Annotated in this window: 18 protein-coding genes; 12 read left to right on the top strand and 6 right to left on the bottom strand. The window is 65.5% G+C overall.

The window, feature by feature from the left end; genetic code table 11:
* Positions 1-232: 232 nt before the first annotated feature.
* Both ACK4S9_RS13595 and ACK4S9_RS13590 read right to left on the bottom strand, forming a co-directional pair.
* Entirely contained in the window at positions 233-466 is a 234-nt protein-coding gene (locus ACK4S9_RS13595; protein ID WP_409726431.1) for a hypothetical protein, read from the bottom strand.
* A gap of 129 nt (positions 467-595) precedes the next feature.
* Positions 596-1,678, bottom strand: a complete 1,083-nt coding sequence (locus ACK4S9_RS13590; RefSeq protein ID WP_409726429.1) for a hypothetical protein — start codon at positions 1,676-1,678, stop codon at positions 596-598.
* An 861-nt stretch (positions 1,679-2,539) separates the two neighbouring features.
* Between ACK4S9_RS13590 and ACK4S9_RS13585 the strand changes: the two genes are divergently transcribed.
* Positions 2,540-3,532: a tyrosine-type recombinase/integrase gene (locus ACK4S9_RS13585; RefSeq protein ID WP_409726427.1), complete on the top strand. Its 993-nt coding sequence runs from the start codon at positions 2,540-2,542 to the stop codon at positions 3,530-3,532.
* Positions 3,533-3,545: 13 nt separating this feature from the next.
* On the opposite strand, the gene ACK4S9_RS13580 is transcribed toward ACK4S9_RS13585, so the two are convergent.
* The 3 genes from ACK4S9_RS13580 to ACK4S9_RS13570 all read right to left on the bottom strand — a co-directional run bounded on the left by ACK4S9_RS13580 (position 3,546) and on the right by ACK4S9_RS13570 (position 4,509).
* Positions 3,546-3,887 carry a DUF3703 domain-containing protein gene (locus ACK4S9_RS13580; protein ID WP_409726425.1) on the bottom strand — a complete coding sequence of 114 codons (342 nt, stop codon included), beginning with the start codon at positions 3,885-3,887 and terminating at the stop codon, positions 3,546-3,548.
* Positions 3,877-4,008, bottom strand: a complete 132-nt coding sequence (locus ACK4S9_RS13575) for a hypothetical protein (RefSeq protein ID WP_409726423.1) — start codon at positions 4,006-4,008, stop codon at positions 3,877-3,879. The genes ACK4S9_RS13580 and ACK4S9_RS13575 overlap by 11 nt, the downstream gene beginning before the upstream one ends.
* Before the next feature lie 267 nt (positions 4,009-4,275).
* Entirely contained in the window at positions 4,276-4,509 is a 234-nt protein-coding gene (locus tag ACK4S9_RS13570) for a hypothetical protein (protein WP_409726422.1), read from the bottom strand.
* 279 nt (positions 4,510-4,788) lie between these two features.
* Between ACK4S9_RS13570 and ACK4S9_RS13565 the strand changes: the two genes are divergently transcribed.
* The 5 genes from ACK4S9_RS13565 to ACK4S9_RS13545 are packed head-to-tail and all read left to right on the top strand — an operon-like array spanning position 4,789 to position 8,923.
* Positions 4,789-5,148, top strand: a complete 360-nt coding sequence (locus ACK4S9_RS13565; protein WP_409726419.1) for a hypothetical protein — start codon at positions 4,789-4,791, stop codon at positions 5,146-5,148.
* A 21-nt stretch (positions 5,149-5,169) separates the two neighbouring features.
* A complete protein-coding gene (locus tag ACK4S9_RS13560; RefSeq protein WP_409726417.1) occupies positions 5,170-6,585 on the top strand; it encodes a TolC family protein in 1,416 nt (471 codons plus the stop codon).
* 13 nt (positions 6,586-6,598) lie between these two features.
* Positions 6,599-7,993 carry a multicopper oxidase family protein gene (locus ACK4S9_RS13555; protein ID WP_409726416.1) on the top strand — a complete coding sequence of 465 codons (1,395 nt, stop codon included), beginning with the start codon at positions 6,599-6,601 and terminating at the stop codon, positions 7,991-7,993.
* A 43-nt stretch (positions 7,994-8,036) separates the two neighbouring features.
* On the top strand, positions 8,037-8,393 hold the full coding sequence (locus tag ACK4S9_RS13550) for a copper-binding protein (RefSeq protein WP_409726414.1): 357 nt from the start codon (positions 8,037-8,039) through the stop codon (positions 8,391-8,393).
* Between the two features lie 8 nt (positions 8,394-8,401).
* Entirely contained in the window at positions 8,402-8,923 is a 522-nt protein-coding gene (locus tag ACK4S9_RS13545; RefSeq protein ID WP_409726412.1) for a YybH family protein, read from the top strand.
* Between the two features lie 44 nt (positions 8,924-8,967).
* Here ACK4S9_RS13545 and ACK4S9_RS13540 read toward each other — a convergent pair whose 3' ends face one another.
* Positions 8,968-9,249: a hypothetical protein gene (locus ACK4S9_RS13540; RefSeq protein WP_409726410.1), complete on the bottom strand. Its 282-nt coding sequence runs from the start codon at positions 9,247-9,249 to the stop codon at positions 8,968-8,970.
* A gap of 348 nt (positions 9,250-9,597) precedes the next feature.
* On the opposite strand from ACK4S9_RS13540, the gene ACK4S9_RS13535 reads away from it, so the two are divergent.
* From ACK4S9_RS13535 to ACK4S9_RS13510, 6 genes are all read left to right on the top strand, one after another.
* The gene (locus tag ACK4S9_RS13535) at positions 9,598-10,173 is read left to right on the top strand and encodes a DVUA0089 family protein (protein ID WP_409726408.1); all 576 of its coding nucleotides are present in this window, start codon (positions 9,598-9,600) and stop codon (positions 10,171-10,173) included.
* A 170-nt stretch (positions 10,174-10,343) separates the two neighbouring features.
* Complete coding sequence (locus tag ACK4S9_RS13530) at positions 10,344-12,230, top strand: AI-2E family transporter (RefSeq protein WP_409726406.1); 1,887 nt, start codon at positions 10,344-10,346, stop codon at positions 12,228-12,230.
* A gap of 133 nt (positions 12,231-12,363) precedes the next feature.
* Positions 12,364-13,323 (top strand): chemotaxis protein, encoded by a 960-nt coding sequence (locus ACK4S9_RS13525; RefSeq protein ID WP_409726404.1) that lies wholly within the window; start codon positions 12,364-12,366, stop codon positions 13,321-13,323.
* A 226-nt stretch (positions 13,324-13,549) separates the two neighbouring features.
* Positions 13,550-13,747 (top strand): hypothetical protein, encoded by a 198-nt coding sequence (locus ACK4S9_RS13520; RefSeq protein WP_409726402.1) that lies wholly within the window; start codon positions 13,550-13,552, stop codon positions 13,745-13,747.
* A gap of 64 nt (positions 13,748-13,811) precedes the next feature.
* Complete coding sequence (locus ACK4S9_RS13515; protein ID WP_409726400.1) at positions 13,812-14,363, top strand: putative glycolipid-binding domain-containing protein; 552 nt, start codon at positions 13,812-13,814, stop codon at positions 14,361-14,363.
* A 90-nt stretch (positions 14,364-14,453) separates the two neighbouring features.
* Positions 14,454-16,424 carry a peptidase U32 family protein gene (locus ACK4S9_RS13510; RefSeq protein WP_409726398.1) on the top strand — a complete coding sequence of 657 codons (1,971 nt, stop codon included), beginning with the start codon at positions 14,454-14,456 and terminating at the stop codon, positions 16,422-16,424.
* The last annotated feature ends 34 nt before the right edge of the window (positions 16,425-16,458 follow it).

The following is a 16,458-nucleotide window of genomic DNA, read 5'->3' as shown; positions in this document are numbered from 1 at the left end:
CATTGAAGTCATCCATTTCCCATCCGAAATTGCCCAGCCATTGCCGGTCTTCTTGGTGGTTTATTCCGCAGGGTTCATATGCTTCGCGCGTCGTATGTCGCAAATGGGATTCCGCGAGGAGCAAATACATGCTTTGCGCTTACGGTATTAGTTTAAGAGCGCCCCTTGCCCACGCATTTAGTTTCAAGCTCTTTTAAACTAAAAACGTTATCGTTCGCCGAACAAATAGCTACTATTGCGGGAGGTAGGGAATGCAGGTAGAGGTACATGGGATAGCTTTGTCAGCGGTGACAAGAACGTGTTTTGAACATAGAATTAGTTTGGAGCGCTGCCTGCTCTGGCTGCAGCGCAACGCGCCATGCTTCTCCCAAGTTTGAACACAAACAGCCATGATGGCGATCTTCAGCTTTCTCGTGCGGCGCCAGATCAACGACAACTCGGCTGGCGTGTAGTTGGTCGATTCCATGTGATCGCTCCTTCCGACAGGTTTATCAATTGGAAGCGTCCAACAAGTCAGAGTGCCTCACTGCATCACGCGAACTCTTTGTGCCTGTAACGCACGATGCACTTTGAGCAAAAAGCGCCGCTGACAGGCTTAATGCGTTTTGCGCATCTTGATCAAGGTTTCTACTCGAGGGGCATCGAATGTAACGCGTGGCGCACCACGGGGTGAAGCGGTGTACAACTCGGTGTTGAGCCAGTCGCGAAGTACCCTACCGTACTCGCGCCGTGTTTCGCTTGACAACGTCATTGCATCGACATCCGACTTCTCCAGGGTCATTTCGATGACTCGCCCTATATAGGGACTCTTCAGCTCAAGTTCTACCTTGTTTCCGGTCGCCTTGATGGCCTCGAATCCGCCGAAGTTTTCTTCCACCCAGCTCATCAGGGAGAATCGGGGTACGTTCGTCTCCATTCCCCGCGCAATCAGCCCGGCGCCTATGGATCCGCAATATGAGGGCACAAGGTTCTTCAGCATACTGACAACGTCACGCTTTTCCAGAAACGTCGTATTTAGATCTGGATACGTCACCTTGGCGAAAAGCCATAACGCCGTAACCGCCGCCACGAAGATCAGGAAAACCCCGGTCATAAAGACGCGAAATGCCCGGTCCGCCGTCGGCCTTTCTTCAATCGGTAACCCGATGAATACTAGCGCGAGCGACGGGGACAGCGTCGCGACCAACATCGCCAACCATAGGTCAAATTGCAAAGGACCCGTACGCAAGGTCATCAGCACCAACAACAACAAGATAGCGCCAGATAAGGTTCCGATTGGTCCAACCCTACAGCGTTTACCGTCGAATTCCTGCCCTAAAATAGCGTTGCCGCAATAGGTACCACCCACAACTGCCCCCAGCAATAATGGTATCGACTCAGCTATAGACTGCCATTGTTCGGCCTTGAAGTGCAGGCGAGACAAATGCGCTGATGCAAGACATCCTAGTACGATTAATATTGTGCCGGCGAAGAAGTATGTCACCGGCAAGTACGTGACCGGCACATTCCAAGCCCGGAATTGATGAGGCAAGTACCATATGAGCGAAAATGAAAAAAGATAAACTATCGCCCATATAGCAGCGCGCTGATCGCTGGGCGCTACCAGAAAGACTACTTGAAGAAAAATAAGCGCTGCCACAAAGGCGAACGCAATCCAACGCAAACCGTCTGTTCTCATCGCGCTAATTGTTCTGTTTTATACAAATCTGGATAGAACTTATCGTATCGGGTGATCAGTGAGGTGCCCGGTCGTGATAAATCACAAGGCAGCGCAAGATAGTGACGGTAGAGCTGGTTTCGGTCAAGTCAACTTCTTACGCAACAAGGCAGGCGCGCTTGAGGCGCAAGCGCGATCAGCGCTTAGCCGACTTGGACGTCTCCGGACTCGAACTGGTTTGGCGTTGAGCTAATGTGCTTGTTCGGGGAGCTCATATAGCCGTATTGCGCGGCAGACGCAATCGGTGCATTGACTGCAAATGCAAAACGGCGGCGGCAACCGCCCTGCCCGTCCTTGAATACTGTCCAGAGAAGGCCGATGCTGGCCGTAATCGCGGGGGTTTGTCTGCTTCGCGCACTTGTACTCGCTCCGATAGCGTCCATCCAGCCTCACTTGATCAATGTGTTTGAAGTTGTCGCCGCCCTCATAGGGGGAGCGGCAGGGATCGGTTTCGCCGCTCGATTTCTCCTGACCAGACGTTGGCTCCGTGCGTTGCCTGACTCGCTCATGGGTCGCCAACTGCGTGTTTCCCGATGCGAGGTCGGCTATGGGCGGGGAACGCCTTACACCGATCGGAAACAGGCGTACTGGCTCGACGTGCTGACACGACAGGAATTCCTGAGACATATCCTCCTGCCGCTTGCTTGAACTGGCGCCTGCCTTCGGTATGCGCGCCCCCCGCTTTGTACGCCGCCTGTCCGCCCGGCGTGCCTCGCTCCCCGCCGCCGCCCTGGTCGCGGGTTTGTCGTGGTTTGATCGACCATCGTTGGTTAGTTACATTTTGGGTGATATAGTACGTTGACTCTCATTCCCGTGTTCATCATGTCCAAGCTCTCATCCTGGGACGACAATCCCGTCAAGGCCTTCGACGCCTTCGTCATCAGTCTCGACTTCGCCGAAACCGCCAAGCGCCTGCCGGCCGACGGCAAGCTCAAGACCGTCTCGAAGCAGTCCGCCGCCATCTACCGGTACATGTTCCGTAACTTCTGCAACTGGATGGCCGAACAAGGGAAACGCTTCTCCACGGTCGACCAGGCCGATATCAAGCGCTTCCTCAAGCGCGCCGACGAGCACGGCCGCGTCATCAACAGCAAGATCGCGCACCGTTACCTGCGCCTGCTCGAGCGCTGCTACCAGCACCTGGAAGCCGATCCGAACCCGGCGCGCGAGGCGCTCCTTGCCACCGGTCCGGCCGAGTACCTGCGCGACGAACCCACGCGCGCCCTGTCGGAGGAACAGCTGCGCCGCTTCTTCGCCGCCCTGCCCTCGGCGCCGGTACGGGTGCGCCGCAGCACGCCCTTCGACGGCTGGAAGCGCCGGCGCGACCGCGCCATGCAGGTGGCGATCGCGCTGGCCGGGCTGAAAGTGTCCGAGGCGATCGGCCTGCTGCTGGGCGAGGTCGGGCAACAGGCCGATCTCGACGGCGCCATCGAGCTCACCATCACCCCGAGCCAGAAGCACGAGACAAGCCATGAGCACGTCACGCTTCTCCCGCGCGAAGGCGCCGTCGAGCTGCGGGCCTGGCTCAAGGAACGCGCCGAGATGGGCATCCCGGGCGAGTTCGTCTTTCCCGCCAATACCGAGGGACGCAAGATGATCAAGAAGACCGTCTACATGCAGGTCCGGGCCACGTTCGAGCGGGCCGGCATCGACCTGTCCCGCGCGGGCGGGCGTACCTTGAGGAACACCTTCGCCCAGCGCAAACTGGCCGAGGGCGCGGCGCCCGAGGAGCTCAAGGACACGCTCGGCCTGGCGCTCGAGCGCTCCGCCGCGGATTACCAGTATGCGCGGGTCAAGCCCGATCCCGAGCAATAGGCGCCAAACCGGCTCATTTCTCGAGCAGGCGCCGCACTGCCGGGTCGAGCGGCAGCCGCCGGAACATGCCGATGTCCGTGCCGCCGGTGTTCCCGGCCGGTACGATGCCCACGGCCGATCCGAGCGCGCCCAGCACGATCCGCAGCAGCTGCCCCCATGCCTGCCGCGGCGCGCGGCGCCGCAGGCCGATCTTCAGCATCCAGTAATGCGTCGCCACGTGTGGCGCGACGTGGCGCTGGCCCAGGACGTGAGCCCGTTCGAGATGCGCCATCGCGGCAGCATCCCTGCCCGCGCGATAGCAATGACGGGCCGCGACCATCTCGTCCTCGTAGGCCTTGCGCAGTTCAGGATGCATGCTGCGCCTCGCCGGCCGCGCGGCGGTAGCGGCAGAACAGGCAGTTGCGGCCGCGTGCCGCGCCGGCCGGGGCAGCGTCGGCGTCCGGCACCGCTGGCGCGGCAGAAGGGGTCTTGCCCACGCCTCCGGTTCGGTGGCGACGGGCATCGTTCGTTCGCTCGGGTGCATGCATGTCGGGACTCCAGAAATTAACTTAAATTCACTGTAAACCTTCCGGTTGTGGGAAGGTCAAGGGGTTTCGGCGCCGTCGGCATCCCCCGTCCAACAGCAGATGTGGACGGCCGCCCACGTCCATGACGTAGGACAGCCTCGCACCACTTTTCAGTTCAATATGCCGTGCTATACTCCGCTGCCTATGAAGCGCACTGTCAAGACATTCATTGTTTGGCTACTGATGCTGGTGCTGCCGCTGCATGCGGTCGCCGCGAGCGTCGGGATGTCTTGCGCGCCCGTTCCCCGGCACGAGGGGAGCGCCGCCGGCATGGCGCACCACCAGGCTGGTCCCGACCCGCATGCGCATCATGGCGGCGAACATGCGGTTCACGCCGCGCACGCGGCGCATGACGCCGGCGCGGCGGCCGAGGAGCATGGGGCGGCGCCCGACACCGCGAAAAAGACGCATGCGTCGTGCATCGCCTGTTCCGCGGCCTGCGCCGGCGCGGTGGCCCCGCCATCGGCTTTCTCCCCCCTTCCCACCTTCGACGGCTCCGAGGCCGTGCTCGTGTCGCCTTCGCCTCTGGTCGCAGGCTTCATCCCGGATGGTCCGCAGCGACCTCCCCGGCAGCAATCCGCGTAATCGACCCAGAAGCCGAGACGGCCGGTGCATCCGCACCGCTGCGCCTGCTTCACAAGCGACCGTGCGTGCGACGCACGGACCCCGAGCGATTTTCGAGGATTGACCATGAAACCCATGTTCCTGATGGCCGCCGCCGGCGTCCTGATGGCTGCGCCGTTGGCGCATGCCCAGCAATCGTCCCGCGCGCCCGATCCGGCCGACCCGGAGGTGGCGGTTCCCCAACCCGTGTACCAGTCGGCGATGGCCGGCTATTCCCGCCTGCCGCAGGACAGCGCCACCAGCCCGGATAAAACCTGGCGCCAGATGAACGAGGCGCTCGCCGAGGGGCCAGGGCACGGTGCCCACGGTGCGCATGGCGCCGCACAGGCGCCGGCGTCCCCGCCCGCGCACGGCGCCGCCGCTGCGCCGCCCAAACCGGCCCAGCCCGCCAAGCCGGCGGCGCATGAAGCCCATCGGCATCACTGAGACCGGAGCGAAGGCACAACAATGACAATACAGACATCGCCACCCAAGCTGCGCGCCATCGGCGCGGCGGCGCTCGTGCTCGTACTGAGCGGCTGCGCCAGCTTCTCCCAGGACGGCGGCCTCGACGCCGTCTCCGCCATGACCTCCGCGCGCACCGGCCAGGACGTCCGGCTGCCCAAGGCCAGCGCCGACATCTCCTCGTCCCGGCAAGAACTCGAGCGCCTGCTGCAGGCGCCGCTGAGTGCCGACGGCGCCGTCCGGGTCGCCCTGCTCAACAATCGCGGCCTGCGCGCCTCGCTGGCCGCCCTGGGCGTGGCCGAGGCCGACCTGGTCCAGGCGGGACGCCTGGCCAATCCGGGCCTGAGCTTTGGCCGCATGTCCGGCGGCGGCGAGACGGAGATCGAACGCAGCGTGATGTTCGACCTCGTCGGCCTCTTGACCATGCCGATCCGCCGCGACATCGAAGCGCGCCGCTTCCAGGGCGCGCAGCTGATTGCGGCGACCGGGGCCGTGCGCCTTGCGGCCGACACCCGCAAGGCCTGGTTCCATGCCGTTGCGGCGGCCCAGTCGGCGCACTATGCCGAACAGGTGCGCGAAGCCGCGCAAGCCAGCGCCGAACTGGCCCAGCGCATGGCCAGGGCCGGCAACCTCAGCGCCCTCGACCAGGCGCGCGAACAGGTGTTTTCGGCCGAAGCCACGGCCCAGCTCGCGCGCGCCCGCCACAATGCGACCGCCGCGCGCGAACAGCTGGCCCGCCTGATGGGCGTGTGGGGCGCGCAGACCACCTTCACGCTGCCAGACCGGCTCCCCGACCTGCCGGCGGCCCCGCGCGACGAGCGCCAGGTGGAAGCGCTGGCGATGCAGCAGCGGCTCGACGTCCAGCTGGCGAAGCTGGAGACCGAAGCGACCGCGCGCGCGCTGGGACTGACCCGCGCGACGGGCGTGGTCAACGTGCTCGAGGCCGGCTATGTCAACGCGAGCAAGAGCGGCGCGCCGCGCGAGAACGGCTACGAGATCGAACTGGCCATCCCGCTGTTCGACTGGGGCGGCGCGCGGGTCGCCAAGGCCGAGGCGCTCTACATGGGGGCGGTGCATCGCACCGCGCACACCGCCGTCAACGCCCGCTCGCAGGTGCGCGAAGCCTGGTCCGCCTACCGGACCACCTACGACCTGGCCAGGCACTACCGCGACGAGGTCGTACCACTGCAAAAGAAGATCTCGGAAGAGACCCTGCTTCGCTATAACGGCATGCTGATGAGCGTGTTCGAACTGCTGGCCGATGCGCGCGCCCAGATCACCGGCGTGAACACCGCGATCGCCGCGCAGCGCGACTTCTGGATCGCGGAAACCGACCTGCAGGCCGCCATCAACGGCAGCGGCGGGTCGGCCGTCGCGCTTGCCGCCACCGCCTCCGCCGACGCGGCACCTGGACACTGACAAGGAATAGAAAATGAGTTCTCGTCGAGATTTCTTCACCGGCGCCGCGGCGCTGGTCGGGGCCGGACTGGTGAGCCGCGCAGGCGCCGCCACCCTGCCCGAAGCCCCCGTGATGAGCACGGCGGCCACGCAAGCGCCGCTGGCGCCGCCCAACGGCCGCCCGTACCACCCGGTCGTGACCCTGAACGGCTGGTCTCTGCCCTGGCGCATGAACAATGGCGTCAAGGAGTTCCACCTGGTCGCCGAACCCGTGGTGCGCGAGATCGCGCCCGGCATGAAGGCCAACCTGTGGGGCTACAACGGCCAGAGCCCGGGCCCGACCATCGAAGTGGTCGAGGGCGACCGGGTGCGCATCTTCGTCACCAACCGCCTGCCCGAGCACACCAGCATCCACTGGCATGGCCAGCGCCTGCCCAACGGCATGGATGGGGTGACCGGCCTGACCCAGCCCGGCATCCAGCCGGGCAAGACCTTCGTCTACGAGTTCGTCGCCCGCCGCCCGGGCACCTTCATGTACCACCCGCACGCCGACGAGATGGTGCAGATGGCGATGGGCATGATGGGTTTCTGGGTCACGCACCCGAAGAACCCGGCCCAGCACCGGGTCGACCGCGACTTCGTGTTCCTGCTCAATGCCTACGACATCGAGCCGGGCAGCTACACCCCGCGCGTCAACGAAATGCTGGACTTTAACCTGTGGACCTTCAACAGCCGCGCCTTCCCCGGCATCGACACGATGAACGTGCGCCTGAACGACAGGGTCCGCATCCGAATCGGCAACCTCACCATGACCAACCATCCGATCCACCTGCACGGGCACGAGTTCGAGGTCACGGGCACCGACGGCGGCTGGACCCGGCCCGAGTCGCGCTGGCCGGAAGTGACCACCGACGTCGGCGTCGGACAGATGCGCGCCATCGAGTTCGTGGCAAGCGAGCCGGGCGACTGGGCCTTCCACTGCCACAAATCGCACCACACCATGAACGCCATGGGCCACGACGTGCCGACCCTGATCGGCGTCGACCACCGCGGGGTGGCCGAGAAGATCAGCAAGCTGGTTCCCGACTACATGGTGATGGGAGACAAGGGCGGCTCGATGGGCGACATGGAGATGCCGCTGCCCGACAACACCTTGCCGATGATGAGCGGCCAGGGGCCGTTCGGCGGCGTCGAGATGGGCGGCATGTTCACCGTGCTGAAGGTGCGCAAGGACCAGCGGCCCGGCGACTACAAGGACCCGGGCTGGTACCGCCATCCGGCCGGCACCGTCGCCTACGAATGGAAAGGCGAGCCGCCCGCGCCGGTGCGCAGCCAGACGGCCGGCGGCCAGGCCATGCCGGCTGCCGCCAAGGGTCCCGAGGTCGAAGTCACCGTGCGCAAACCCAAGGGCCACCAGGGCCACCACTGACAGTTTTCCGCTACCACAACAAGCAAACAAGGAGAGACACAGCATGAAAGCATTTGCCAAACTTGGCGTCGCCATCCTGATGGGCGGCGCAGCCGCGCTCGCATCGGCCCAGGACCACCAGCACGCCGCGCGTGGCGCCGATGGCGCCCATGAAACGGCCGCGACGAGCGCCGCGGCCGCGCTCACCGAAGGCGAGGTCAGGAAAATCGACAAGGAGGCCGGCAAGATCACCTTGCGCCACGGCGAGATCAAGAACCTCAACATGGCCGCGATGACGATGGTCTTGCGGGTGCAGGACCCGGCCATGCTCGACCAGGTCCAGGTGGGCGACAAGCTGAGGTTCGCCGCCGAGCGCGTGAACGGCGCCGTCACCATCGTCCAGATGCAGAAGGCGGAATAAGAAAGCACATGCACATCACGATCCCGGCCGTCGCCACGGCCGGTGGCATCACGATGAACAACACGATCTACGACGGAGCAATACGCATGTTCAAGCAATCACTCGCGGCATCCATCCTCGCGCTCGCCCTCGCTGGCGTCCATCCCGCCGGCCTTGCGGCCACGCCGAAGGAAACCGTCGCGGCTTTCCACCAGGCGCTGGAGAGCGGCGACAAGGACCGGGCACTGTCCTTCCTGTCGCCCGAAGTCGCCATCTACGAGGGCGGTCACGTGGAACGCTCGCGCGACGAGTATGCCCAGCATCACCTTGGCGGCGACATGGAGTTCGCCAGCGCCACGACCCGCAAGCTGCTCAAGCAAAGCGAGCGCATCGACGGCAACACCGCCATCGTCTGGGAAGAAACCGAAACCACCGGCACGTCGCACGGGAAGCCCGTGCACGCTTTCGGCACCGGCACGGTCGTGCTCGAGAAGAAGGGCGACGCCTGGAAGATCGTGCACGTGCACTGGTCGTCGCGCAAGGCGAAGTAAGCCTTCCGTCCCCCCTGCCTGCCCGCGCCGCCGCGCATTTGCCCTTACTTGCAGTGCTGGCGCATCGTCTCCATGTGCCGGCGGCGCTCCTCGGGCGACATGTCCTGCATGTCCTTCTCCATGGCGCACTTCGCTTCCTCGCCGGAATGCCGCGTCGCGTTGCCGGCGCTGGTTCCGCCCGTCGCGGTGTCGATTCCGTAGAACGGCCCGGAGGGCGGCTCGCTGCCGGCGGCGGATGGGCCGCCCTGCGAAGCGGCGCAGCCGCCGAGGGCCAGCGCCGCCAGCGCCGCCGCCAGGCTGGATGAAACGTCCGGTATGGTCTTCATGATCGCGCTCCCGTTCATCGACAAACGTGGCCGCCCGGCGTCCGGGCCTTGCGTCGGCGCGGGCCGGGACGGCAATCGATAAAGGTTCACGAATCGCCTCGCGGATGTCAAGCAAGCCCGGGCGAAGCAGGGCGGGCCCGGAGGTCTGCCCGCGCCGAGGCCCGCTTCCAGATCGGACCTGCAGGAAACGTTCCGCCAGCAGGAGGTTTTGCCTTATTGCTTTTGGTTAGGGAAAGCGTTGTACCGTTGGTAAACCGAAAGCGATCGCCGGGTCCGCCAATCGTGCGGCGCCGGCGCCGGGACTATACTCGAATCGGGTCGAACGCAATGGTGTTCCGGGAGGGCGTGATGAAACGATTATCCGCGGCATTGGCCGCTCTTGCCATAATATCCGCTCCCACCGGCGCCGAGACCTTGAGTTTCGAAGGAAGAATTCCTTCGTCGCGCGCGGTGGTCCGCATCCCGATCACGCTGGCCAACCCACTATCCGGCGTGGTCGTCTGGACCGATTCGTACGCCGGCGGCGAGCGCTTCGATCCGATCACCGCCTTGTGGCGAGATGGGGTGCTGCTCGGCGAGAATGACGACCGCTCCGGGCTGATGCCGGGACAAAGCTGGTTTGACTCCGGCCTGACTTTCGAAGCCCTGGAAGCGGGCGACTACCTGCTGACCATTACCAACTACAATAATTTCGCCAACGGCCGCCTGTTGTCCGACGGATTCCGCTTCGACGACCCACTCTATCCGGCGAATAACCTCAACAATTGCTTCGGCAGCGATAACTGTCCGGGGAATTACTGGCGGGTGCACCTGCAGGACGGCTTCATGGCGCCCCCGGTGCCGGAACCGGCGCATGCCTTCATGTTTGCCGCCGGTACCGCTGTCCTCGTCCTGGCACGGCGGCGGCGCGCTCGGCAGGCCTGAAAGCCGCCCCCTTTCATCGCGCCCCGCGCACAGTGCAAGGCTGTGCGCACGGGCGCGCATGCGCTTCGACACCGCACGGTGAACAAAAGCACCGGCCAGGCACTTGGCGAACCCGCGATTTTGCTTTATACATACGCGGTTTCCTTCCTCATGAGCCGCCGACGACCCGCATGAATGTCCTGCCACCCACTTTGCGCCTGACGGCCGGCACCGTCGTCAGCGCCACCTGTGTCGTCGCCCTCCTGTATTTCGGCCGTGAAGTGCTCGAACCGCTGGCCCTGGCCCTGATCCTCAGCCTGGTGCTGGCGCCGCTGGTGCGCAGCATGACGCGGGTCGGCCTGGCGCGCATGCCGGCCGTGCTGCTGTCCGTGGCCCTGGTCGCGACCGGCGTGGGCGCCATTGGCGCGGTCCTGTTCGACCAGCTGGTGACGATCACGCGCGACCTGCCGCAGTACCGCAAGGCGATCAAGACCAAGGTGGCCAATGTGCGCGAACTGGTCGAGCGTCCGATCAGCCGCATCGAGGCCGAGCTGAGCGCGGTGGCCCCGGTTCCCGCCGTCGAGGCGGCGCGGGTGCGGCGTGGCAACCTGGTGGTCACGCCCAACCAGCCGCTGCCGGTCGAAGTGCGCACGCCGCGCACCATGAAGGACACGCTGGGGCGGGTCATCAACCTGGTCTGGGGCCCGATCGGCGAGGCCGGCGTGGTCCTGATCCTGCTGGTCTTCATCCTGCTGGAACAAGGCTCGCTGCGCGACCGCCTGGTGCGCCTGGCCGGCCAGGCCGAGGTCAGCCGCACCATCCGCACCCTGGGCGACGCGGCCCAGGGCGTGTCGCGCTTCTTCTTCTCCCAGTTCATCGTGAACATCACCTTCGGCGTCGTGATCGGCGTATCGCTGTGGCTGGCCGGCATCCCGCATGCCATCCTGTGGGGCGTGCTGAGCGGCGTGCTGCGCTTCGTGCCCTACCTGGGCGTGCTGCTGGCGGGCACCATCATCGCCGTGTTCGTCGCCGCCATCGACCCCGGCTGGTCGCTGGCGCTCACCTGCATGGCGATCTTCCTGGCGTTCGAACTGGTGCTGGCCAACTTCATCGAGCCCAAGGTGTACGGCCACAGCTCCGGCCTGTCGCCGCTGGCCGTGGTCGTCTCGGCGCTGTTCTGGGGCGCGCTGTGGGGGCCGGTCGGCCTGCTGCTGTCGACCCCGCTGACCCTGTGCCTGGTGGTGGCCGGCCGCCACGTGCGGCCGCTGGCGCCGATCACCATCTTGCTGGGCGACGCGCCCAACATGTCGGACGCCGAGCGCTTCCACCAGCGCGTGCTGGCCGGCGAAGCCGACGAGCTGACCAAGGATGCGCGCGCCTACGTGCGCCGCTACAGCTTCGCGCGCTATTGCGACCACGTGCTGCTGCCGGGCCTGCGCATGGCGGTGTCGGACCTCGGCACCGGCGCCATCGACAAGGCGCAGGAGGCGCGCATGCGCGCCGTGATCGCCAACATCGCCGACACCGTCGCCTCGGCCTCGGATCGCGGCCCGCGCGGACGCCGCAAGCAGGTCGCCCTGCTGGACGCTAACATCGGCGCCCACCTGCGCCAGATGCGCGAAGCACGCTCCGGACGCTGGCAGGGATCGCTCGACGTGCCGGCCGGTTCGATCGTGCTGTGCGTCGGCCTGCCGTCCGAGCGCGACGAATTCCTTACCGAACTGCTGGTGCGCGCCCTGCGCGAAGGCGAGGTCGACGCGCGCAGCCTGGTGGTGGGAAGCCCGCTCGAGCGGCCCGAAGGCGGCGCCCCGGAGCTGGTATCGACGGTGTTCATCACCTACCCGCGCCAGGACAATTTCGACGCCTGGCGCGCCGCGGTGGCCGAGTTGCGCGCCGACCTGCCGGAAGCGCTGATGGTCACCGTCCTGCTGCCCTACGACGAGCAATTGCCCAAGCGGGCGCTGGTGGAAGCCTATGTCGACATGATCCTGCGCTCGTTCGAGGAAGGCCTGGCCTTCGTGGCGCCGGACCGCAGCGCCCCTGCCCGGCCTGCCCTCACGCCCGAGCTGGCGCGCTGAGGCGTCGTCGAAGGTGTTGTTTTCCCGCTGTGCCGATGTGAAAAATCACGCCCGGCTTGCGGCAGTCTTTACGCTGGATGATGTTTCCCACGTAAAATGCTTGCCTATTGGCATTATTTTCTCATGGCGGAATATGAAATCGGTTCAGCAAGAAGTCGACGAGCGCAGCAACCTCACCGGCACCAATAAGTTCGAGCTCCTCCTGTTCCGCCTCGGCGGCGACGAAAACGGTGAGCGCAGCGAACTGTTCGGCATCAACGTATTCAAGATCCGTGAGATCGTGGCGATGCCCGAGATCACCGCCGTGGCCGGCTCCATGCCGCACGTGCTGGGCGTGGTCAACCTGCGCGGCCAGATCATCCAGGTGCTGGACCTGCCGGCGATCGCCGGGGTCAAGCCGAAGACCGGCCTGAACATCATGCTGGTGACCGAGTTCGCCCGCACCACCCAGGCTTTCGCGGTCGAGAGCGTCGAGGAGATCGTGCGCCTGGACTGGAACCAGGTGATGTCGGCCGAGCACGCCGCCGGCAGCGGCATGGTCACCAGCATCGCCCGCCTGCCGGAAGAAAACGGCCAGCCGAGTCGCCTGGCCCAGGTGCTGGACGTCGAAACCATCCTGCGCAACATGAATCCGGATGCCGGGCCCGAGATCAGCCAGCAGGCGGTCGGCGCCAGAATCCAGATCCGGCCCGGGTCGGTGGTACTGGCCGCGGACGATTCGGTGGTGGCGCGCGCGCTCATCGAGCAGGGCCTGGAGGCCATGGGCCTACCCTTCATCATGGCCAAGAGCGGCAAGGAAGCCTGGGAACAGCTGGGCAGCATCGCCAGCAGCGCCGAAGCCGAGGGCAAGAGCGTGCACGACAAGGTGGCCCTGGTGCTGACCGACCTCGAGATGCCGGAAATGGACGGCTTCACGCTCACCCGCAGCATCAAGAAGAGCGGCCGCTTCGCCAACCTGCCGGTGATCATCCATTCGTCGCTGTCGGGCACCACCAACGAAGAGCACGTCAAGAACGTGGGGGCCGACGCCTATGTGGCCAAGTTCTCGGCCGAAGACCTGGCGAACACGATCCGCCGCGTCCTGCGCCAGTAAGATTTGCCGCTTTCTCCCGTGCCGGTCAACCGGAAACGCAAGACATTCGTTGTGATGTAACAAACGTTAACATATTCAACACCGTGCGCAGGGGCGGTGAATGTATTATTGACAACAAGTCGGCGCGATATCGGGGGCGCCGGCCAGGCGGAGAATGTTTTCTCCGCCGACAGAACGCAGCAGGTTCGCGCGGCAAGGGTGCCGCCGTTCCCGCAGAGAGCACATCATGCCGCAACGACGACGAGATGACGACACCGCAGTAACTGCCGAGTACGCCTTCTTTCTGGCGGAAACCCGGGGCCTGCGCTTCGCCCTCGACTACCTCGACAACTGCCGCATCCCGCGCGACGTCCTGCTGCGCGCTGTCGACGAGCCGGAACGGCGCCGCAAGGGCGAACGGCGGCGCTATCCCAGGAACGACTGACGCTCCACCCGCGTGCAGGCTGCCGTGTCCCGTGCTACCGTATCCGCTGGATCCGGAGGCGATCATGGGGCATGCATACCGCTGGCAGCCGCTCGACGGCGTCGGGCTTGAACACCTGAGCCTGGATTTCCGCGAGGACGTCATCGTCGCGGACGGGGTCGTGGTCGGCGATCGCGGCGACGGGCCCTTCGGCTGCAGCTACCGGATCTGCTGCGACACCGCATGGCGGGTGCGCTCGGTCGAGCTGCACGCGGCCGGCGGCGCTTCCCTGGTGCTCACCAGCGACGGCGGAGGCCATTGGCGCGACGGCGACGGCGCACCCCAGCCCCAGCTGAGCGGTTGCCTGGACGTCGACATTGCCGCCACGCCCTTCACCAACACCCTGCCGGTACGGCGGCTCGGCGCCGCGCTGCGCCGGCGTACCCGGATCGCGGTCGTCTACATCCCGGTGCCGGCGCTGGCGCCGCGCCGCATGGAGCAGGCCTATACCAGGCTGGCCGAGGGCCGCTACCTGTACGAAGGCCCGATCGGCGAGTTCCGGGCGGAACTCGAGCTCGATGCCGACGGCCTGGTGCGGCACTACCCTGCGCTGTTCAGCCGGGTGGGCTTCCCTTGAAGCGCCGGGCGCGCCCTGCATGCGCGATGCCACATGACTTAAGGCCTTGATTTGGCTATAATTTCGCCCTTCGCATCCAGGATTCCCGCCATGTCACTGTTTGATCACCAGCTTGAACTGCTGTCGCCCGCCAAAACCGCCGAGATCGGCCGCGAGGCCATCCTCCACGGCGCCGACGCGGTGTACATCGGCGGCCCCGCCTTCGGCGCGCGCCACAATGCCAGCAACCCGCTGGAAGACATCGCCGCCATGGTGGAATTCGCCCACAGCTACCGCGCCCGCATCTTCGTGACCATGAACACGATCATGCACGACAGCGAGCTCGACCTGGCGCGCAAGCAGATCTGGCAACTGTACGAGGCCGGCGTCGACGCCCTGATCATCCAGGACATGGGCCTGCTGGAGATGGACCTGCCGCCGATCCAGCTGCACGCCTCCACCCAGTGCGACATCCGCACCGTCGAGAAGGCGAAATTCCTGGGCGACGTCGGCTTCTCGCAGCTGGTGCTGGCGCGCGAGCTCACCGTCGAGCAGATCAGGAAGATCAAGGCGCAGGTCGACACCCCGCTCGAATATTTCGTCCACGGCGCGCTGTGCGTGGCGTTCTCGGGCCAGTGCTACATCTCGCACGCCGACACCGGCCGCAGCGCCAACCGCGGCGACTGCTCGCAGGCCTGCCGCCTGCCCTATACCCTGAGCGACGGCCAGGGCCGGGTGGTGGCGTATGAAAAGCACCTGCTGTCGATGAAGGACAACGACCAGAGCCGCAACCTGGAAGCCCTGGTCGACGCCGGCATCCGTTCGTTCAAGATCGAGGGCCGCTACAAGGACATGGGCTACGTGAAGAACATCACGGCCCACTACCGCCTGCTGCTGGACGAGCTGCTCGAGCGCCGCCCGGAATACGCGCGCGCTTCCAGCGGCAACACCCGCGTGCTGTTCACGCCGGACGTGGACAAGAACTTCCACCGCGGCCATACCGACTACTTCGCGCTCGGCCGCCAGGACGACATCGGCGCCTTCGACTCGCCCAAGTACATCGGCGTCGAGTTGGGCACCGTCACCCGCATCGGGCCGGACTTCATCGAGCTCGCCACCAATGCGCCGATGGCCAATGGCGACGGCCTGAACTACATGAACAAGCGCGAGACGGTCGGCCTCCAGGCCAACACCGCCACCAAGCTGGGCGAGGATGCCGAGGGCCAGCGCTGGCGCGTGTTCCCGAACGAAGTGGTCAAGAGCCTGGCCGGCCTGAAGGTCGGCACCATCGTTCACCGCAACCGCGACCACCACTGGGAATCGGCGCTGAGCAAGAAGTCGTCCGAGCGCAAGGTCCGCGTCGACCTGCTGCTGGCCGAACGGCCCGGCGGCCTGCGCCTGAGCATCCGCGACGAGGACGGCATCGAAAGCGCGACCGACGCCGCGCTCGCGTTGCAGCCGGCCCAGCAGGCGGCCCAGGCGGACAGCGCGCTGCGCACCAGCCTCGCCAAGCTCGGCAACACCATGTTCGAGGCGGGTTCGGTCGAGCTGCAGCTATCGCAGCCCTGGTTCGTGGCCGCCAGTGCGATCAACGCGCTGCGCCGCGACGCGGTCGCCGCCCACGAGGCGGCGCGCCTGGCGAGCTGGGAACGTCCGCAGCGCAAGGCGGCGGCGGAGCCGCCGGCGGTCTATCCGGAACAGCAGCTGAGCTACCTGGCCAACGTCTACAACGAGAAAGCGCGCGCCTTCTATCACAAGCACGGCGTGCAGCTGATCGAGGCCGCCTACGAGTCGCACGAGGAGCCGGGCGAGGTGTCCCTGATGATCACCAAGCACTGCCTGCGCTTCTCGTTCAACCTGTGCCCGAAGCAGGCCAAGGGCGTCCAGGGCGTGCAGGGCCAGGTTAAGGCCGAGCCGATGACCCTGGTGAGCGGCAACGAGCGCTACACCCTGCGCTTCGACTGCAAGCCCTGCGAGATGCACGTGGTGGGCGCGATGAAGGAGAACATCCTCAAGCAGCCGCCGCCCTCGGCCGTGCCTTACAGCCCGCTGGTCTTCCACAAGCAGCGCCCGCGCGCATGATTTTTACCAACTGGTAAAAAAAGACGCCGCCCGG

It is taken from the genome of Massilia sp., assembly GCF_046293535.1.
Classification (GTDB): Bacteria; Pseudomonadota; Gammaproteobacteria; order Burkholderiales; family Burkholderiaceae_D; genus Telluria.
The sequence above is the reverse complement of the archived record's forward strand: the minus strand, read 5'-3'. Positions and strand labels throughout refer to the sequence as shown.